Below are 18,918 nucleotides of genomic sequence, written 5' to 3'. Positions count from 1 at the left end.
ATGAATTTTCAGAATCAAGGAAATTTCACCAGGGGCTCGCAGTTATTTGCCCATAAGTTAAGAATGTTTGGGCAAGGTAGTACCAACGTTTTTATAATTGGATTAGGATTATCGATATTCTGGATTATATGTCGATTATATCAAAAAGTTTTTCTGAGCAGCTTGTATTATTTTGCAATTGAAAGATATGTGCAGCTTAAGCTAGCAATTGGTGAGCATTTTTATGATATCGATCAAATAGGCATTAAGTTTTATAGTTTAAGGTTTAAAAAATGGATGCACCTCAATGCTCAAGACTTTTTGCATGAGTTTTATACAGGCAAACATGGATTTAAAATACAGCAATTATGGGAATTCTTAATCAATTCAGCATTGTTAGAAGGATTAATTGTTTTTACTATTGGTGTGATAATCTCAATTGTTTTCTTTACTGCTCAAGGCAAAAACACGATTATTAAGGCCAAAATTAGAGGTGCTGATTTTGTAGAGTGCAAATGCCCTATCTAAAATGCTAAAAAGCGCTAAAAAGGCCTCGAAAATCCGTTTTGGAGGCTTGCCATTAGTAAAGAATAGTGAAAGACTACATATTCTTATTACTGGAACAACAGGTACTGGTAAAACTAATATGCTTAATGAACTGCTGCCACAAATTCGATTACACAAAGATCGAGCAATCATTGTAGACACAACTGGAGCTTTTACTGATAGATTTTTTGATCCTAAATGTGATAAACTGCTTAATCCTTTAGAAAAAAATAGTGAACAATGGTTGCCTTGGAATGATTGTTTTGAAGCAGCTGATTTTCATGATATAGCTAGTAGTTTTAGTAATTATACTCCTAAACTTGATGACTTTTTTGCTAAAAATGCTGAATTAGTCTTGTCTGAAGCGTTGAAGCTATATAAGGATGATAAAGATATCATAAAACTAATTCATACAATCATTTACTCTGATAATAGACAATTTGCAAAAGCTTTTAGAAACACTGCTGTATCAGGTATTATAAGTGAAAGCGCGCTCGAAACTTCTGCAGGAATTCAGTCTACGCTTGGAAAGAATATTACTTCGCTACAATATTTAAAGCCTGGAGGTAGTTTTAGCATAAAAGAATGGTTTAGTAATTCAAATGAAACTAGCTGGCTATTTATCACAGCTAACCCAAATCAAAGAGCTACTTTATGCCCACTTATTTCAGCCTGGATAAGCATAGCTATCAAGGCTTTGATGTGTAGAAATCCTAATCATGATAACAAAAACATGTGGTTTATACTTGATGAACTTCCAGCTCTACAAAAAGTTTCGTCTTTACCAGTTGCTTTAGCTGAAAGTAGAAAGTATGGAGGCTGCTTTGTTGCTGGATTGCAGAACATTCATCAATTAGAAGCAATATATGGGGCTGCTGAATGTGATTCTATGCTGGATTTGTTTAATAGTAAATTTATTTTTCGAGTTAGCGATCAGGTTACAGCCTATAAATCAGCATTAACACTAGGTGAGCAAGAGATAATTGAAACTCAAGAGAACTTGTCATATGGATCAAATACTATGCGAGATGGGGTAAATATGAATAATGTTGAGCGTAAAAAGATTTTAGTTATGCCATCTGAAATTATGAACCTACCAGACCTTACATGTTATGTAAAGCTTGCCGGTAACTTTCCTATCACAAAACTAACTATGCAGCTACAAAACTTAAATACAGCTTTTGTTTGTGAATATAAATTGCTCAAAAAACTTAAGTTAGTAGAGTATTAATTCGAAAAATTAATACTCTATGTTATTTTTTAAATTAATCACTTCTTCTTTTGACAATCCGGTATTTTCAGAAATAAATTCAACTGAAAAGCCAGCTTTTAATAAGTTCCTTGCAAGCTCTTGTTTAGCCTTTACTTCACCAATCTCTATGCCTTCAGCTCTGCCTTCAGCTATGCCTTCAGCTCTGCCTTCAGCTATGCCTTCAGCTCTGCCTTTAGCTATGCCTTTAGCTATGCCTTTAATCTCACCAATCTCTATACCTTCATCAATATATTTTGCAGCAATAGTTCTCATAATATTACTTTTTTCTTCTTCAGATAAATACTTAGCCAGAACCTGCTCTAATTCTGGTTGCTGACTCTCTAGTAATTTAGTATCAGTATACCATAAAAATGATCGTAGGTAAATATAGCCTTTTTCTTTGTCAAGTATTAAAACATGTTTGAACTTTATTAGAAACTCTTCCCAAAGCTTTAACATATCTCGTTGATGAATGTGCTTTAGCATATATTCGAGCATTCCGATATGCTTTTTCCTAACAATTTCATCATTCGACATACTTTGCAAATCGACTAATTGATAGTCAGAAGTCATTAATTGCTTAGCTATCATTGAATCGGTAAATAAATCCCACAAATTCCTAGGTGCTTTGTAGACCTCTTTGCCGTTGTAGATCACTAAATTATACACTAATGGTAATTTAGTTTTTTCTTTCTTATGCCTTTCGCACAATAACAATGTGTATCTCCATAACCGCAGAGCTGTCCAATAATCGACGGTTGATTGAGCTTCAATTAATATATAAATAAAAGCATTGCCATGTTTTTTGGTGGCAACTCTATAGACGATATCGCTGTATTTTTTCTTTAACGATTCTTCTATATAACTCTCTTGCTCTACTTTTATTTGTGATAAATCTATTAAACTCTTGAAATTCATTGGTAAATAATACTCTAGAAATTCTTGTGCAGCCACTGGATCACTCATGATTGTCTTTGCCAATGAATCATGCTTTAATTTTTTTGTCATATTTTTTTACTCTATAGTTTTTTAAATAAAAAATGCTGTGTCATACTCTGCCTAGTGTTTCAGACATAATCCTGGTTGTATATTAGTTTGTATTGATTCAATTTTTTCATTAAGTTTTCTTATTTCAGGGCTGATAATATTTCTAACAGCATATAATCCTTGAGTTTTTAATACATTATTGAAGTCATTTTTGACTGTGCAGACTACTGCTCCCTTATCCTCTAGAACTTTTTCAGCTTTTTCAGTATTTACGTCATTTTTAACTGCTAGAATGATCTTTTCTTTTGGGCCAGGATTATAGTTTTGCAAATTTTCGGCTTCAATTGCACATAAGATTTTTCCTTCGACTCCAGCTTGCCTAATGGTTAACGCTGTTTCAATATCTTTTGTAATAATTGTTACAGGTAAATATTTTGAATTTTGTTGAGCAATTTCAGCAAATGACCCACTAATTGTACCAACAGATTTTTCAGCTACATCAGCTTTATTACATGTTTTTGAATTCAGAGCTAATATCTTAGCTCCAGTAATTTCACCTGCTTCATTTTTAACAAAATAGTGAGTGCAGGCCAGGATTTTTGAGTCTCTTCATCAAAAACCATATTTGCCCTTAAATTATGAATTATTAAAGATTTTTGAACTATAAATTTCTGTATGGTTTTCTGAATATTTATTAACTACTATTGCTTCCACCTTAGCTTCCTCTTCTTGTTTAAAGTAGTATAGAGATGACGATTTATTATACAATTCTTTAACATTCGTAATATCATTTTGTTTTGCTATACTATTATTTTCTGTTTGAGTAAGTTTGGTTGTTTCAACTGCCTTAGTCAGTTTAGTAATTTCAGGTTCTATAATGTCTCTAATTGACTGGTCTCCACAACTTTGCAACAGATTATTAAAATCACCATTTTCTGGTGGTTTGACTATACAAGTTATCGCTCCCTTCATTTCTAACGTTTTTGCAGCTTTAATTACAGTATTATTAGTTATAGGATTTTTGCTATCATTATCTGCTGCAATGATGATTTTTTCACCAGGAAATGGTGAATAATTTCTCAAATTCGAAATTCCTGCACTAGCAATGATATTACCTTTAATGCCTGATTGCTGCAAGCTCAATGCTGTTTCAGCGCCTTCTGCTATAATTGTTATATTAGGGTCATTCGCATTTCGCTTTGCGATTGTTATGAACGATCCGCTGATTTTGCCGAAAGATCTTCTGTTAATTAAAATATTCGCCTTATCTCCTGCCGAATTTAGATATACGGCCTGTACTCCGGTAATTTCCCCTTTTGAATTTCTTGCAAATGCTGTAAATGCTGGATAATTTTCTCTCGTTTGAGTATCAAACAGTATACTTCCTTTTAAGTCTGAACTTGCGGTGCTTTTGTCAAAAGTAATACCACGATTTTCAAGATACTTTTTTACTATTTCAACTTCTGCGCTTGGGCTCGTATCTATCTCATAACCATGTATTCTGCTTGATCGTTCATACAAGTTTTGAACTTTTGCGATTTTAACACTTTCAGATTGTTGAGTGTATTGTTGAGAATCGTCAGTCTTAGGCGGTCTCTGATACCGTTGACTAATATTAGACATTCCAACCATACTTTTCAAATATTCCTTTGCTTCAAAAAAGCTGTATCCTCTTTCTCTTTGAGCCAGGGATAATAAATCACCCTTTTGTCCTGTACTAAAGTCATACCATTTTCCAGCGTACTTGCCCTCGGTGGTTACTTGTATTTTGCCAGTGTCTCCCCAACGTAATTTTCCGTATGTAGATAGGCGCTTATTTGGATCTCCAAGAATATCACGAGCTATAGTGTCAGCTCTATAAGCTATTGCATCCTTCAATTTTTGTAGGTCTTCCTCGCTATTTGAATAATAATCGTTTTTTCTATAGTTTTGAGCAGATTGATATTGCCTTACTTCATTTGCTTGAACATCATTATTCTCCTCTTTTGAATTGATAGAGTCTGTCTTAGCTGTGCTAAGCTGCTCTATTAGGTTAGCAACATTTTTTGTAGCTTGCACATTGTAGTACAGCCGTACTTGCTCTGCATTCCCTATCATGCTTATGTTAGAACTTTCTATTCCTACACCATTATTATGAAGAACATATACATCTTTTTTGACAGCTGTTTGTGGGTTACAAACTGTTGTAGCATATCCATGTTTAAAGCTTATTTTATTCAAATCAAAGCTTACCTCGTTTCCTGTATCTGTCTTAGCTACAAACTTATTTTCATCAATTGATACTAGAGTTGCAAATTCACTGTTTTGTATTTGTAAATCCTTATCGTTTGTTTGAAAGATAATTCGGTCTCCAGCCATGTAGTTAGCATATTTTTTTGATTCGGCTCCTGAAATTAAAATGCTGTATTCTGGACCTTTTAGATCACCATTTTCCTTCATGTAGTTTCTGATGTTTTGATTAATATTTTCAGCTTCTTTATGGCCAGCAATTATCAAACGATCCTGCAGCTCAAATTTACTATTTTTCCAATCATTGATTAATTGGTTTATTGATTCTTTTAGAGTATTATCAGCCCTCAAGCTATTATGATCGCTAAGTAGCACTATGCCATCAGCAATATCACCATTTATCAACTTTACAGCCACGTTGTGGTTCAAGCTGTTAGCCTTAGAATTTTCTATATCTGTTTTTGAATTATGAATGTTATTGAAATTATTTGAATCATTGATTTTGTCAGTCATATAAAACCTCACCTTCGCATCACTAAATTGTTTTGCGGTATAAATATTTGCTATTTTTACCGTTTGAATTATAATTTTATTGCTAAGTGATTGTTGAGATAGTTTTCGTGTAGGATCCAAATTCTGCAAGAGTTACATAACTTTCAGTATTCTCTTAGCGAATAGGTATAATGCGAATTACAAAAGTCCATCTCAACTATCATGTATAGCTCATTTTGTAATTTGCTCTGTGAATGAATAGCTTACATTCAATTTCAAATCTTCAGCACTACCGTCTAATTCTAATTTTTGGAGCTATATCAGCTTTTACAATTTGTTCAGACTCTGTTTTTACGTTCTGAGTATTAATTAACTTCATGATTTCAGGTATCATAAGCTCCTTAACAGCTATTGCTCCTTTATTTTTTAGCATTTCGTTAAAATCTTCACCTTCTGAAGGAACTACGATGCTAGTGATTGCTCCTTTGCTTTTTAATGCTTTTGCAGCCTCGTTTATAGTACTTGCATACTCTTTATTCTGTTTATCATTATTTGCAGCTATAAGAATCTTTTCTCCTTGAAATGGCTGATAATACTTTAAATTATTTACATTTGAGCTATATACCATTCTGCTATCAATGCCAGCTTCCTGAAAACTTGATATCGATTTTCCTTCTGCAGACAAAATGGTTACATCATAATCATACTGTCTTTGTTCTTTGATGTGCATAAATAATGGAGTAGAAATATCTTTGAGCTGGACTTTTTCTACTTTAGCTTCTTCCTCTGGTTTAGCGGTAAAGTAATAATATTCTTCATTCACATGAGATCTATCATTGATATCATTGATTATAGACTTAAAGCAGTTTTCAACTTTACTAAAAACTTTACTAAAAACAGTTGTCTTTGTCTGTTCTTTCTCCAAATCATGAGCAGTTTTCAGAGTTATGCTAGCTGATTTCTCATTTGGTCTGCTGAGCTGTTTTATTAAGCTGTTAATGCTTTTAGTTGCTTCCTTATTGCAATATAACTTTAAGTTCTCTATATGCCTTGTCATAGCTACGTATGAGCTGCTTATATTACTTACTCCATTATGCAAAACGTATATATCTTTTATAGAAGCTCCCTGGACCTTATAAACAGTACTTGCATAGCCATGTTTAAATTGTATTTTACCGAATCAAAACTCACTTCTTTTCCTGTGTCTGTCTTAGCTATAAATTTATTTTTACTAACCGAAGTTAAAGTTGCAAATTCACTATTTTGTATTTGTAAATCCTTATAGCTTGTTTGAAATACGATTCTATCTCCTGCCATATAGAACTCTTTCCTTCCATCAATAGAACGCTCATATTCTGTGCCTTGTAGCGTACCATTTGCTTTTAACAAAGATCTAATACTTGAATTAAGAATGTCGACATCTTTATTACGTACTGTAATTACCAATTTTTCATGTAGCTTAAACTTGCTTAGACTCCAATCATAAATCAACTTACTAATTGAATCCTGTAATGTATTATCAAACTTAACACATTTATTTTGTCTCAGTAAGGTTATACCGCTTAAAATATTACTCTCAGCAAACTTTGTTGCTGCTTCTCTGCTCCAGTTTTCACTTTGTCTGCGAATATCTATTAAAACATGTGAACCGAAATTATTACTCAGCATCTCAAACATTCCGCCTCTTTCTATTGAAGCTAGCTGTTTTTCATCTCCAGCGAGTATCAGTTGACAATAATTGTTTCTAACTACTCTAAACAGCTCTGCATAAGCTTTAGTACCTACCATTCCAGCTTCATCTACTACTATTAAGCTGCCTTTCATAAAAATTTTTTTTCGATTATATAAAAATCCTTTTACTGTATAGACCTATGTATAACCTTTGCTCTTCAGCTCTGATACTGCCTTATGAGTGGGAGCAAGGCCAATAACTTTTTGTCTACGATTTGTTGCAAGCTCATACGTTTTTGCTAAAACATAAGATTTTCCTATACCAGCTCTTCCTCTCAAGACTCTAACTCCACTAGTGCTAAGCAAAATATGCCTTAGAGCTTGTTTCTGTTCTTCACTAACATTTGCTAGACCTTCGATATCACTTTTAAGATTGTAAATATCGTTGTAATAAACCTGATTATTGATTTTATTAGCTATTCTGATTATTCTCGTCTCCTCATTTCGAACCTCAATTGTCGTAAAATATTTGCTACTTTCACCATCATCATGGTATAACTCTAGTATTCTATTTGAACTAAGCACTTGCTGAACTAACTGTTCTCTTGCTGTTAGATCTGGTATATCTTTTACTGCTTTTTCAACATCCTGCTTAGTAAAAATAGATTTGTAATGTGTTATAGAATCTGTTATTACGTCAGCATCATTAATAATCTTCAAATGAGCCTCTTTACGTAACTCATTTTCATTTAATACTTCATTAATTAAATTCCTAATTTCAATATATTTAATATTCCCAATATGCTTTCCCGGCACTTCGCTTATCTCGTCAACTCTATATGGTAAGCCTAATTTAGCGAAATATGCATTAATTATTTCTTTTACTCTTTCATGAATCATCTCGGGATCTTTAATAACAACCTTTTTGCCATTAACTGTTATGATTTTTGGGTTTAAATCTACTGCTATATCTCCTAAACCAGTTCCATCTTCTCTAAATCTTCTCATAGTAAGCAATATATGTACATGCCAGTTTTTATCTCCTGTTTGAGGCTTATGAATGTCTATCTGTACTCCAATACCTTTTTGCACCCATTCCATTTCATCAACTATTTGATGAGTTAGTTCTATTCTATGCTCTAAATTTAGCTCCTTCTCGTCTGGCAATGCTATTACTATATCCTTCAACAACTTACTATTTTCTCTTGTTTCTGTTCGTTCTACCTCATTCATTAATGTTTGAATATTCTTGAAGTCTTGATTTACATAATCCGGTATCAGCACTGTATGATATACGTTATCTTTCTTACGAGAGAAGTTATACTTTATACCTGTCTTCTCGTTTTCAACAATAGTTCTTGCATTATACGCTGCCTTACGACAACTATCACCTCCTTCACTTCTACGTAAAAATTCAATCCTTGCAAACTGTATCGCCATCTCAATACCAATTCTCACCTGAGTTTTAAGTTAGCATGGTTTTTTTGATTTTGCTAGCATAAACTTCTTTTTTTTTAACATTCAATCGGTTAATGAGTACTCATTTTTTAGCAGCAATCTTTATAGATTGCATATTGCGTAGTAAGCTTATTTTTCAATGAAGCTTCTAACCTTGAATTCACGTTTTTTTGACTATAATTATTTGATGTTGGTTTGGTAGGCGCGGTTTTTTTTCTTTACTGGGATTTTATTTTGATATATTCTTGCCTGATTTTTTTATCTTTCTGAATTACTAACATGGCAAATCTTATGCAGCAAAAAATTACTCTTCAGCAAAAAAAGGCTAAGCTAATCATGGATGAGGTTAACCTTAAAATTAAAGAACGTAAAATGCGTACTCGACGTCTTATCGAAATGGGTGGATTAGTTGCTAAAGCTAAGCTTGATCACTTATCAACAAATACTTTATTTGGTGCAATTGTTTCACTAAAAGAAACTTTAACACAACATCCAAATGTTCAGGATCAATTGGACTACAATAGGTAAAGATATTTTTGATAAAGAACAGCAAAATAAAGCTGCTGTGATTTTAAAATTCACCTCTGAACCAGACGAAAACACTAAGCGCCACATTCACCTTCATGGCTTAAAATGGAACAGTTTTCGTCAAGAATGGTGCGGCCATGTTAAGGACATTGAGGCCTTAAAGAATGGCCTTCTCAATGTTCAATATAATTTAGAACTTATATCTTAAATAAGAAAAAAGTATCTATTAATAATAAAGATTATGATAGAGGTATAGAGAATATTGTTATACAGCCTCAGCCCTTATTGCATCTTGACCACCTGATATTGGCAGTGCAGTGTCATCATATGCTGCTTCTTCACATTTATATGTCTTTAGATCTTCATAAAGATGTGCTTGTGCATCATTATCTAGGAAATCTGTTGAAATTTTTTCTGCATTTAAATTTTTAACACTAGTATTAGCATTTGTACCTACGTCTACACTGTTTACAGGCAAAGAACTGGTTTTATTTTTTGAGGAGCGCAAATGATATATTCCATATAATGCTATACCTCCAGAAACTGCTAGTACTGTTGGCACTATCCATGGAACTATTACACCTGCTACTGTTGCTGTAGCAGAAGTGAAAAAATTTTCCTCTTCAGGACTAGTTGTAACATTAACAAAATTTACACTGCTATAGGTAGTATTATCATAATTATCACACCCCATGCCAGAGCAAAATTCTTTCAGCTTGATCAAGTTGCAGTTGATTATTTTGCAAGAGCTAATACAGTATCTAACTACAGTGTTCTGGATACTATCATCATAATTTGGAACATTATGTTCATATAGTAACTCATTTTTTTCACACGATATAGCATTACTCGATGTTAATACTTCCTGACCTGTACACTCATGAAGAAGGTCAGGATTATATGTTATTCCAAACATACGAATTGAATCCATAGTATTGCCGAGATATCTATATGGATCTATCTTGCTACTATTACATGCAAGTATACTGTCTGTACTGGCGAACAACTCGTCAGCTGGAGGTATTTTCCTAAATGTAGTCACATTACAGTTAGCACTCACAGAATTCAACATAATTTTGTTAACGCATTCAACTGCATCGCTCATAGATTCAGTGGCAAATGATAGTGCTTTAGCTGCTGCTATTGAAAAAGGATTCATTATAATACCTTGCTTAATCTCTATATTTTGTATTATAACATGCATTTACTAATAGTTGTCAATATAATTATGCAATGTAATAGCTAAAACACTAAATAAGACAGTTATGTTATACACTGTTCACATATCCAAGTCACAGTAATATTTCAATCTTGTCGATTTAGCTTGCAACTATTTTTTCATTAGAATCAAGGTACAGAGAATCACATGTTCATAAGTTAAGAATGTGTCAGCAAAAATGTTTTAACATTTAACATAAGATTTATTCTGGATTATGGACTATATCAAAAAATATTCCTAAATATTAAGAGATATAGTCTTAAATCTTAGAGTTCAAAAAACAATGCTACTTTTTTTGAACCAGCTATCTTTACATCCAAATGTTCAGGATCATTGGACTACAATCGGTAAAGATATTTTTGATAAAGAACAGCAAAATAAAGCTGCTGTGATTTTAAAATTTGCCTCTGAACTAGATGAAAACACTAAGCGCCACATTCGCCTTCATGGATTAAAATGGAATAGTTTTCGTCAAGAATGGTGCGGCCATGTTAAGGACATTGAGTCCTTAAAGAATGGCCTTCTCAATGTTCAGTATAGTATAGAACTTGTAGTGTAATATAAAGCATCTAATAGAAGTAGCATACAACACATCAAAAGTAAGATTTCGTGTTGTATATTCATTATTATTTTACACTATTTTTTAAATTTAATACTTCTTGTATTGATAAATCCGTATATTCAGCAATTGTCTCAACTGATAATTCAGATTTCAATAATTTTATTGCAAAATCTTTTTTTGCTTCAGCTTTACCTTCGGCTTTACCTTCGGCTTTACCTTCGGCTTTACCTTCAGCTTTACCTTCAGCTTTAGCGCGTTCGAGTTTATAATCTTCTACTGCTTTATTATCCCATATACGCTTTAACTCTTGTTCATAGGTTATTAGTTCATCTTCGCTCCAATTAAACTGATCTAATGCCTCATACGCTCTTTTTATTATTAAATCTTCACCTATTATTTTATTATATCCATCTAATGTTGTTTCTTTTGCATGTTTAAAAAAATAGCACCACTTCTCTGTTATATCACTTAACTCTTCCACTCTATTTTTTTTAAATTTTGGTAATTCTATAAAGGTAAATGAAAAGTCCTTTAGATCATGCTCATATGTTTTTTTATCAAGTATTACATGCCTTGATATATAGTCTTCTTTGTTTGGAAACAATTTATAATCTGCTATAGCTATAAATATAACTTCCTTTAGGTCTGAGTATTTTCCTTCCTTTCCTCTATTTGGTTGCCTGCCATATGCCTTTGCTGCATAATACTGTGCTCTTTTTTCAAATCCTTGTGTAGGATCTACTTGCATTTCTATTATATATTGCGCACCGTTTTTATCTTTACACAAAACATCTACTATTGATTCTTTTTTGGACGCTATGTCTGCATCTAATATCGTTCCTAAAAACTCTACTTCTATTATTTTTCTATTCCCTTCAAACAACAATATATCGTTCAGAAAATGTATTAGTATGTCCTTGTTTTTTTCTGATCCAAATATCTTTTTAAATGCTACATCATTCTTTGGATCTAAAAATCTTGATAAATGCATATATTTTTCATTTTTTCTATTCTTTTTAAATTATACAACAAAATAACTTACATGAACATTCTCTTATTGAATTTTAATTTCTGCAATTCACTACATTAACCACCTATTAAACTTTAGTTTATTAGGTAGCATACAGCTTACAGTATTTATTTAGCTCTATAGCAATTTCTTGTAATTTAAGATATTCAGCAAGAGGTATAAATTCTTGCTGCGTTTCTAGTATGATTTCTTGTCTTTTTTCATAAGGTTTTATTGATACAGTCTGAATATTATGGAATCGGTCGAAAAGCTTAATTAATAATAGTTCTGTTTTATTTTGTCTATAAAATGTTTGAATCATTTCTCTAGAACTGATTTTTTTTATTATCCTTAATCCTGGTGAGATCTGAAACCTGTTCTGCAATATTATGACCAAATTCTTGACCTATTTTTTCTTTAGTTAGTGTTGTGTCTTCGATGGTATCATGTAGTATTGCTGTAATAATCGTATCTGTTTCAAAGCTGTAGTCTGATACCATATAAGCTACTTCTAATGGATGTGTGTAGTATAGTTCTCCTGTATCTCTCTTTTGCTGACCATGATATTTTTGGGCATAAAATATTGCTTTTTCAACTTTATCAAGATCAATTTCAGTATTAAATCTTACGTTGGTTTCAAACAGCTTATTTAGTAAGCTCTCGCTATAAAAGTTTATCATTTTTCATCTCTAAATAATCTTTAATAAATTATACAATAAATTAAACTTTTTATATACTTCAATCTTAGATAAAAACTGCGAAAGAAGCGAATTAATTTGATTAAAAAAGTTGTACTGGAATATTGCAAGTAATGGTTGTAAACTTGTCTTTTTCGCTTTCTATTTCCATTTCTCCATTAAGTTGATTAATAAGGTAATTTACAAACCATAATCCTGATTCAAGCATTAGTGGATAGTCTCGTACCAACTCAAAATCAGCTAATTTAGCTTTTATATTCCCTAATTTTTCTTTTGAAATACCGCTTCCTGTATCGTGTATTCTAAATTGTAGTATGTTATCGCTTTTTATATAATTTTTTACAGTAAACAAATGAACTGTAATTATAACCTGGCAGCTGTGATTAAATCTAATGACGCTTCCTATTAATTGACTTAATATAGCTTGTAAGTGATCACTATTTCCAATCACAATATCCTTCATTTTGTACTGAAAATTGTAATTGATTTTTATATCTTTCTCTTTTGCAATGTCTTCTAGTCTCCTGACGGCATTTTTTACTAGCTTTTGTATGCTAAATTTTTTTAAACATAAATTTTCATTCTCAATTTCGCTTCTAAGCGTGTAAACTACATCATTACAGTACCCTTGGAGATTTGCTGATCAATTTAATATTGTTTTCAGCTTATCTTTATTTTCTGAATCATTTAACATGATCTCGCTTGCAAGCCTTACAATTTCACTCGTTGCAATATTAAATCTATATTTAATCTCCTGTATTAAATCTGTACAATATTCTTTCAATGATTCAGCTGCCTCGACCTGATACTTCGCTTTTCTTAGCTTTGTTATTATTTCCATATATTCATCGATATTCTCACTCTCTCCATTCACCAACGTAATTGGTATTGGAGGAATTTGTACCATCCATTTGTTAATTGTTTTCTTCTTTTCTTTCATAGCATTCTCCTAAAGAATAATTCAAACTATTGTTGGTACATCAAATGAAAAAGTTACATAATTATTTTGCTCTTTAACTCGTAGATTTCCTTTCATCTGATGTGTAAGATGTTTTATAAATGCCAATCCTTCTCCTAGTTCTTGATACATTACCAAATTCGTATTCTCTAGTTCAGCATTTATTTTTTCTAATTTTTCTTTAGAAGTGCTTAGTTCTATGTTTTGTACTATAAATTGTAATATTTCTGAATTCTGATTGACGTTGACAATAATCTTGCTATTCTTGCTACTATTTATAACCGCACTACCAATTAACTGGCTTATTACTGCTTTTATTCTGAAACTGTCTCCAATCAGAATCGGCTTTATGTCATTTTGAACATTTAGATTTATATTCTCATTCTCAAAATTTTTCCTCATTCTGATAACGGTATTATTTATTAGCGGTTCTATATTAAATGTTTCAATCCTTATATTTGTTGATGCTATGTATTGTCTAAATAAAAAAATCATTCCATTTAGAGAAGCTATTATATTTACTTTTTTTCTGTCGTAGTTATTTACTATTAGCCTAAAATATTGTATCCACTCTATGCAATTTATGCTTACTTGCTCAGATTCCTCTAGCTGAAAGTATAGTTTTTGCATTTCACTATCTATCTGTTTTATTGTTGTGCTATTAATTCCCTCTGTGGATAATTTTTCGGTTAATTTATTGATTTTATTTTGACCTTCGTCTTCAATAGGCATAGAATTCTCCTGCTGTATTAGTTTATATAGCAGCTAGAGATTTAAAAAGTAAATTTCAGGTTTAGCGTATTTAATCTCTAGCCGAATATTATCTAAATCTTGAATCTCAGATAATATCAGGTATACAGTATCATTTAGATTTTTATCAGTACATGACTTTTTGTCATAATTATGAAAAATTTTTCATCTTTTTTAAAGTAGATGCGAAATTGTCGCATTGTTATTTACATCTAAAAAAACAAAATATCCTTCAAAATTAGATATACAATTGATTCTGAGTTATAAAAAAAGACTTTGATAATTTAGTATATTAACTGAAAAAGTTCTGAACTTATCTTATTGCTCTTAATTTAAACATCAGGTTCGAGCACGTCTTTAAAACGACCCATAATATCACAAATATAAAAATCAAGTGCTGTATTAACTAAGTCAAAATCTTTTTTCTCTATCGAATTAAGATCTTCTTTTATTTCAAGCTGCCCTTGAGCCAATAGTAGTTGTTTGATAATTACGTTTCTTTGTTTCGAATTAATACAATGATAATACTTAAGTGTGCGGTATAGTAGTTTTTGTTCAAGATAAATTATATTAGACTTCTTTCGAAACTGGTTAAGGTAGATCAAAATTATTGCTGACAAATATCGAAATAGACGTAAAAGATTCTCTCTTAGATTTAATTTGATCTCTGGCATTTATAATTTTGAACTACCTTAACCAGTTTCGAAAGAGATCTAATAAACGTTCATTAATTGAGTCTGTCTTTTAATGTACTAAAAAAACATATGCTTTTAGAGCATACTCAACATCGCTCTCCTCTTAATTTCTTTTCTGTTCTATTAATTATATCCAACTTATGTTACTTGTGTTATCAGAACTTAGACTTTGCATTAGTGCTATAATTTATAACTGTGAACTCTAATAGTTAACATAAAAGATGGATATAACCTAAGGGAGATAAGAATAAGGAAGTGGAATAATTGTTTGCTTGAGGTAGTTGTTGATGACATTACGAAGCTGATTATAGGTATAAGGTTTTTCAATGAAGGCTACTACTCCCATGGAATAAAGCAGGTTTTTAGTTTCATAGGTTTGGCTATAACCTGAAATAATAATAATAGGAATGCCATACATTTTTGTTACTGTATAAATTTCCTGCACAACTTGCTCTCCGGTTTTTTCAGGCATCACCATATCAAGTAATACCAAAGAGTACTGTAATGGATTTTCCTTAATCAACTTAACAGCTTCAAAAGCATTATTAACTGGTTCTGGAGTATATTGTTCAGCATATATATCTAAAGATATTGCATCCAAAACATTTTGATCATCATCAACTATTAAAATGCTTTTATTAACTCTAATATGATTCTCAAGCTCCTTGAGAGAATTAATGGAGTTGCATTCATAACCAAATCCTTTTAATAATTTAGCTATTCTGTCTTTATATATTTTACCAAAAACCTCACTTTTACTATAAACAGCTTTATTGAAGCCGCCTTCTGGCTGTCGTAATGGTAATCTAAAAGTAAATTTGCTTCCTCTATTATTAGGTCGATTTTCTGCCCAAATTTCACCATGATGTGCTAATATAATTTCTCTAGCAAGTGTTAACCCTAACCCACGTCCACAAGCCTTAGACTTAGTTCTGCTACTTTCCTCAAATGGTACAAAGATTGCTTCTAGCTCATTTTCTGGTATTCCAACTCCTTCATCTTCAACTGACACTTCTACTCCAGATCTATATGGCTTTACTGTAATTAGAATCAAGCCAGACTGAGAATATTGAATCGCATTTGAAATAAGATTCAGCACCACAGTTTTAATTCTAGTATGATCAAATTCAAACATTGTCTCAGCTTGAGGAACATAGTTTAAACTAATTATATGTTTTTCAGCTACATTTACTTTGTTGCACTCAGCAATTATTTCTTTTAGCATTAATTGAAAGTTATTGAGCTCTATGTCAAATATCATCTGCCCTTGTGCAAATTTTGACAAATCAAATAAATTATTGCTGTACGCTACTAATCTCTCGATACCAGAATTTGCTAATGTCACCATAGTTAATACTCTTTCTTTTTCTTTGAGAATCATCTCAGTATCTTTATAGTACTTTGGTAAAAATTTGCTTAGTAAATTAATAGTAGTGCGAACGACTGATAATGGTGACTTTATTTCATGACTTAAATTATTAAGTATATGTTTTTCAGTATTAAGAAGTATTTCCATTTTTTGGCTTTTAGTATTTAAACGCAGATTAAGAACATCAACATCATTTTTTAGCTCTAGCATAGATCTAGTGTTATCTACAAATTGATTTTGTCTTAATCTAATGAACAATAGTATAGCGCCCAATAATGCTAATGCCCATATGACATACATTCCTAAATTATTATCAACTTCATTATAATCAGCTAAGTAACCTCGCCAACTAGCTAATATGTTAAATACTCTTGCCCCAACTGGTACACCTAACAATATCATAAACAAAGCTGTATGCCATTGTAATAATATTCCTGCTACAACTAAGTTAGATATAAAACACATTAGTAATATTGGAGATGAACCACCAATCATAGTTAATAAAGTATTGCTAAATACTAAAGTATAAAATATCGTAACATGCCAAATCAGCCCTAAATATTTAGTTCGAAAATCTGCATTCCATTTATTGTTATATAGCAAAGCTGTAGTCATCACTAATCCTAAAAGTATAACTGACACTTTTGTAACTAACCAAGCTGAAGCTACATTATGCTCTACTTGTCCACATAATGACATAACCATTAACGATACAGCTGTAATAACGGAGTACTCAATATAATAGTGCCTCCCACGAAATGTTTCATTATTGCAGTAAGCACAAATATTATCCCAGCTAAAACTATGAGATAAAGACTTAAAGAAGCTTGAAATAGAATTAATCTGTTGCTTGCGTTTTTCTTTAAGAACATTTAGCGGCCTGCGATCACTAGGTCCAACCCATCCTCCTGGCTCCCCAAGACAGTAGTGCATTATCATCATTACAACAAAATTTGCTATAGTTGCTGGCATTAAATCACCTATTGGTAATGCTGCATTAAAGTATTTATTCCAAATAAATACAGTCGCAATACCAGCAATCATACCTGATAATATTACTCTAGTAGTAGTTCTAAATCCTAAAATTGTAAACATTAATGGTATTCCTACTATTGCAGTCGAAAAACTTGCTCCAAATAATAATACGTCTAATAAATTTTTTTGTAATAGTGCCATATATAATCCTACTACTCCAATAAATACAGCGAATATTCTAACTGCTTTAAACTCTAATTTTTCATTATTTTGAAATAAACCTAAAGGCTTACATAAATCATTAACAAAGATAATAGAAGCAGAATTAATATATGAATCAGCTGTAGACATAAGCATTGCAGATATCCCAATTACTACTAATCCCTTAAATCCAGGATATGCATAGCTATCTATTATATATGGTACTAAATTGCTAGCCTCTATATGCTGGTGTGATGACAGTAACGTTAATCCTATAAATCCAGAAAAAACACAAAACAATAAATACATAAAGGTCATAATTTTAAAAGCTTTTGCTGCTTGCACTGTACTACGAGCAAGTAAAACTCTATGAAACATAGCTGGATCAAAGCAAGGCATTATGCAATAAAAAAATACACCATAATATTTTAGTGTATTGATATTATGATAGTCTAGCAATATTTTAGGATCAAATATAGGATTTATAGTTAAAGTATTTACTATAGATTCCCAACTACCCAACATACCCCAGATAAGTATTGCTAAAGTTGGAATAAATGCTCCAAAAGCTAAAGATTGAAAAACATCAGTAAATACTACAGCCCTAATTCCTCCAAAGGCTGAATATATAATAACTATCATACTACTAATTAGAGTAGCATATACACTGTCTATTCCTAAAAAATGATTAAATATTGTAGAAAAAACTTTAATTTGCATAGCAATGATTGTAGCTGCTCTAATTATAGAACAAATAGCTGTAATGATTCTAATATGTTTGCCATAAAGATCACCCATTGCTTCTGCAGACGATAATTTTCCAAAAAATTCCTGCATTCTTGGAATTAAGACATAAGCACAAAGAAGTAGATACAATGTTTGCCCTATAATAGAAAATAATGCAAGTATTCCAATTGAATATATTTCATATAGCCTAAAACTAAAAGTTCCGCCACCAATCCAGGTAGCTATAAGCGTTGCTGTAAGTGCTGATGTACTAAAATTTCTTCCTCCAAGTGCATAATCTCTAACAGACTTTACTTCCTTTCCATACCATAACCCTATAGCTAGATTAGATATCAAGAATAATCCTACTAAAATTAGGTCTATATTTAATGCTGGCATTTAAAACCTCCTTTCCTATATTGCATTTGCAACTAACATAACTAACATAACTAACATTATGAGATATAATCAACTTGACACTGTTGTTTTATGATTTTCTTATCTTATATAAATCTTCTTTAATTAATTATTATAATTTATTAATTTATTAATTTAATTAGTGATATAATGTATTTGCATTGTCAATATCATACTTTTAGTAGAAAGGCTTCCAT

10 protein-coding genes and 7 pseudogenes are annotated in these 18,918 nt (G+C 31.5%); 5 read left to right on the top strand and 12 right to left on the bottom strand.

The features are described 5' to 3' along the window. Window positions 1-1,756 (top strand): annotated as a pseudogene (locus DK405_RS10145) (type IV secretion system DNA-binding domain-containing protein). A 9-nt stretch (window positions 1,757-1,765) separates the two neighbouring features. On the opposite strand, the gene DK405_RS10140 reads toward DK405_RS10145, so the two are convergent. The 5 genes and pseudogenes from DK405_RS10140 to DK405_RS14570 all read right to left on the bottom strand — a co-directional run bounded on the left by DK405_RS10140 (window position 1,766) and on the right by DK405_RS14570 (window position 8,596). Further along, a complete protein-coding gene (locus DK405_RS10140; RefSeq protein ID WP_109510710.1) occupies window positions 1,766-2,785 on the bottom strand; it encodes an Rpn family recombination-promoting nuclease/putative transposase in 1,020 nt (339 codons plus the stop codon). Window positions 2,786-2,836: 51 nt separating this feature from the next. Next, window positions 2,837-3,094: a hypothetical protein gene (locus DK405_RS14580; protein ID WP_064612923.1), complete on the bottom strand. Its 258-nt coding sequence runs from the start codon at window positions 3,092-3,094 to the stop codon at window positions 2,837-2,839. 306 nt (window positions 3,095-3,400) lie between these two features. Continuing rightward, a complete protein-coding gene (locus DK405_RS14575) occupies window positions 3,401-5,506 on the bottom strand; it encodes a toprim domain-containing protein (protein ID WP_064612924.1) in 2,106 nt (701 codons plus the stop codon). A 268-nt stretch (window positions 5,507-5,774) separates the two neighbouring features. Further along, window positions 5,775-6,584 (bottom strand): toprim domain-containing protein, encoded by an 810-nt coding sequence (locus DK405_RS10125; protein WP_081420636.1) that lies wholly within the window; start codon window positions 6,582-6,584, stop codon window positions 5,775-5,777. Between the two features lie 14 nt (window positions 6,585-6,598). Further along, window positions 6,599-8,596, bottom strand: a pseudogene (locus DK405_RS14570) (AAA family ATPase). A 297-nt stretch (window positions 8,597-8,893) separates the two neighbouring features. Here DK405_RS14570 and DK405_RS10110 point away from each other — a divergent pair. After that, window positions 8,894-9,350, top strand: a pseudogene (locus tag DK405_RS10110) (conjugal transfer protein TraD). A gap of 57 nt (window positions 9,351-9,407) precedes the next feature. Here DK405_RS10110 and DK405_RS14565 read toward each other — a convergent pair. Continuing rightward, window positions 9,408-10,301 (bottom strand): hypothetical protein, encoded by an 894-nt coding sequence (locus DK405_RS14565; RefSeq protein WP_231967637.1) that lies wholly within the window; start codon window positions 10,299-10,301, stop codon window positions 9,408-9,410. Between the two features lie 364 nt (window positions 10,302-10,665). Here DK405_RS14565 and DK405_RS10100 point away from each other — a divergent pair. Beyond that, a pseudogene (locus DK405_RS10100) lies at window positions 10,666-10,920 on the top strand (conjugal transfer protein TraD); the annotation flags it as partial. A 67-nt stretch (window positions 10,921-10,987) separates the two neighbouring features. Here DK405_RS10100 and DK405_RS10095 read toward each other — a convergent pair. The 5 genes and pseudogenes from DK405_RS10095 to DK405_RS14550 all read right to left on the bottom strand — a co-directional run bounded on the left by DK405_RS10095 (window position 10,988) and on the right by DK405_RS14550 (window position 14,320). After that, on the bottom strand, window positions 10,988-11,914 hold the full coding sequence (locus tag DK405_RS10095; protein ID WP_064613263.1) for an Rpn family recombination-promoting nuclease/putative transposase: 927 nt from the start codon (window positions 11,912-11,914) through the stop codon (window positions 10,988-10,990). 121 nt (window positions 11,915-12,035) lie between these two features. Further along, window positions 12,036-12,612 (bottom strand): annotated as a pseudogene (locus DK405_RS10090) (HD domain-containing protein). 100 nt (window positions 12,613-12,712) lie between these two features. Further along, window positions 12,713-13,093 carry an ATP-binding protein gene (locus DK405_RS14560; RefSeq protein ID WP_231967538.1) on the bottom strand — a complete coding sequence of 127 codons (381 nt, stop codon included), beginning with the start codon at window positions 13,091-13,093 and terminating at the stop codon, window positions 12,713-12,715. Between the two features lie 180 nt (window positions 13,094-13,273). Further along, on the bottom strand, window positions 13,274-13,570 hold the full coding sequence (locus tag DK405_RS14555) for a hypothetical protein (RefSeq protein ID WP_231967537.1): 297 nt from the start codon (window positions 13,568-13,570) through the stop codon (window positions 13,274-13,276). Between the two features lie 21 nt (window positions 13,571-13,591). Next, window positions 13,592-14,320 (bottom strand): sensor histidine kinase, encoded by a 729-nt coding sequence (locus tag DK405_RS14550; protein ID WP_109510537.1) that lies wholly within the window; start codon window positions 14,318-14,320, stop codon window positions 13,592-13,594. Window positions 14,321-14,941: 621 nt separating this feature from the next. Here DK405_RS14550 and DK405_RS10070 point away from each other — a divergent pair. After that, window positions 14,942-15,034, top strand: a pseudogene (locus DK405_RS10070) (IS5/IS1182 family transposase); the annotation flags it as partial. Window positions 15,035-15,053: 19 nt separating this feature from the next. Continuing rightward, window positions 15,054-15,219: pseudogene (locus tag DK405_RS15900) on the top strand (IS982 family transposase); the annotation flags it as partial. Between the two features lie 46 nt (window positions 15,220-15,265). Here the strand turns inward: DK405_RS15900 and DK405_RS10060 are convergent. Continuing rightward, a complete protein-coding gene (locus DK405_RS10060) occupies window positions 15,266-18,703 on the bottom strand; it encodes a hybrid sensor histidine kinase/response regulator (protein ID WP_064613001.1) in 3,438 nt (1,145 codons plus the stop codon). Window positions 18,704-18,918 lie beyond the last annotated feature (215 nt).

It is taken from the genome of Orientia tsutsugamushi, assembly GCF_900327275.1.
Taxonomy (GTDB): domain Bacteria; phylum Pseudomonadota; class Alphaproteobacteria; order Rickettsiales; family Rickettsiaceae; genus Orientia; species Orientia tsutsugamushi.
This window is presented reverse-complemented; position numbering and strand designations above follow the sequence as displayed.

What these genes read in the sequence shown, in the direction of transcription:
- DK405_RS10060 (WP_064613001.1), bottom strand. Translation starts at nt 18,703, where the DNA reads ATGCCAGCATTAAATATAGACCTAATTTTAGTAGGATTATTCTTGATA.
- DK405_RS10095 (WP_064613263.1), bottom strand. Translation starts at nt 11,914, where the DNA reads ATGCATTTATCAAGATTTTTAGATCCAAAGAATGATGTAGCATTTAAA.
- DK405_RS14565 (WP_231967637.1), bottom strand. Translation starts at nt 10,301, where the DNA reads ATGAATCCTTTTTCAATAGCAGCAGCTAAAGCACTATCATTTGCCACT.
- DK405_RS14555 (WP_231967537.1), bottom strand. Translation starts at nt 13,570, where the DNA reads ATGAAAGAAAAGAAGAAAACAATTAACAAATGGATGGTACAAATTCCT.
- DK405_RS14575 (WP_064612924.1), bottom strand. Translation starts at nt 5,506, where the DNA reads ATGACTGACAAAATCAATGATTCAAATAATTTCAATAACATTCATAAT.
- DK405_RS14560 (WP_231967538.1), bottom strand. Translation starts at nt 13,093, where the DNA reads ATGAAGGATATTGTGATTGGAAATAGTGATCACTTACAAGCTATATTA.
- DK405_RS14550 (WP_109510537.1), bottom strand. Translation starts at nt 14,320, where the DNA reads ATGCCTATTGAAGACGAAGGTCAAAATAAAATCAATAAATTAACCGAA.
- DK405_RS10140 (WP_109510710.1), bottom strand. Translation starts at nt 2,785, where the DNA reads ATGACAAAAAAATTAAAGCATGATTCATTGGCAAAGACAATCATGAGT.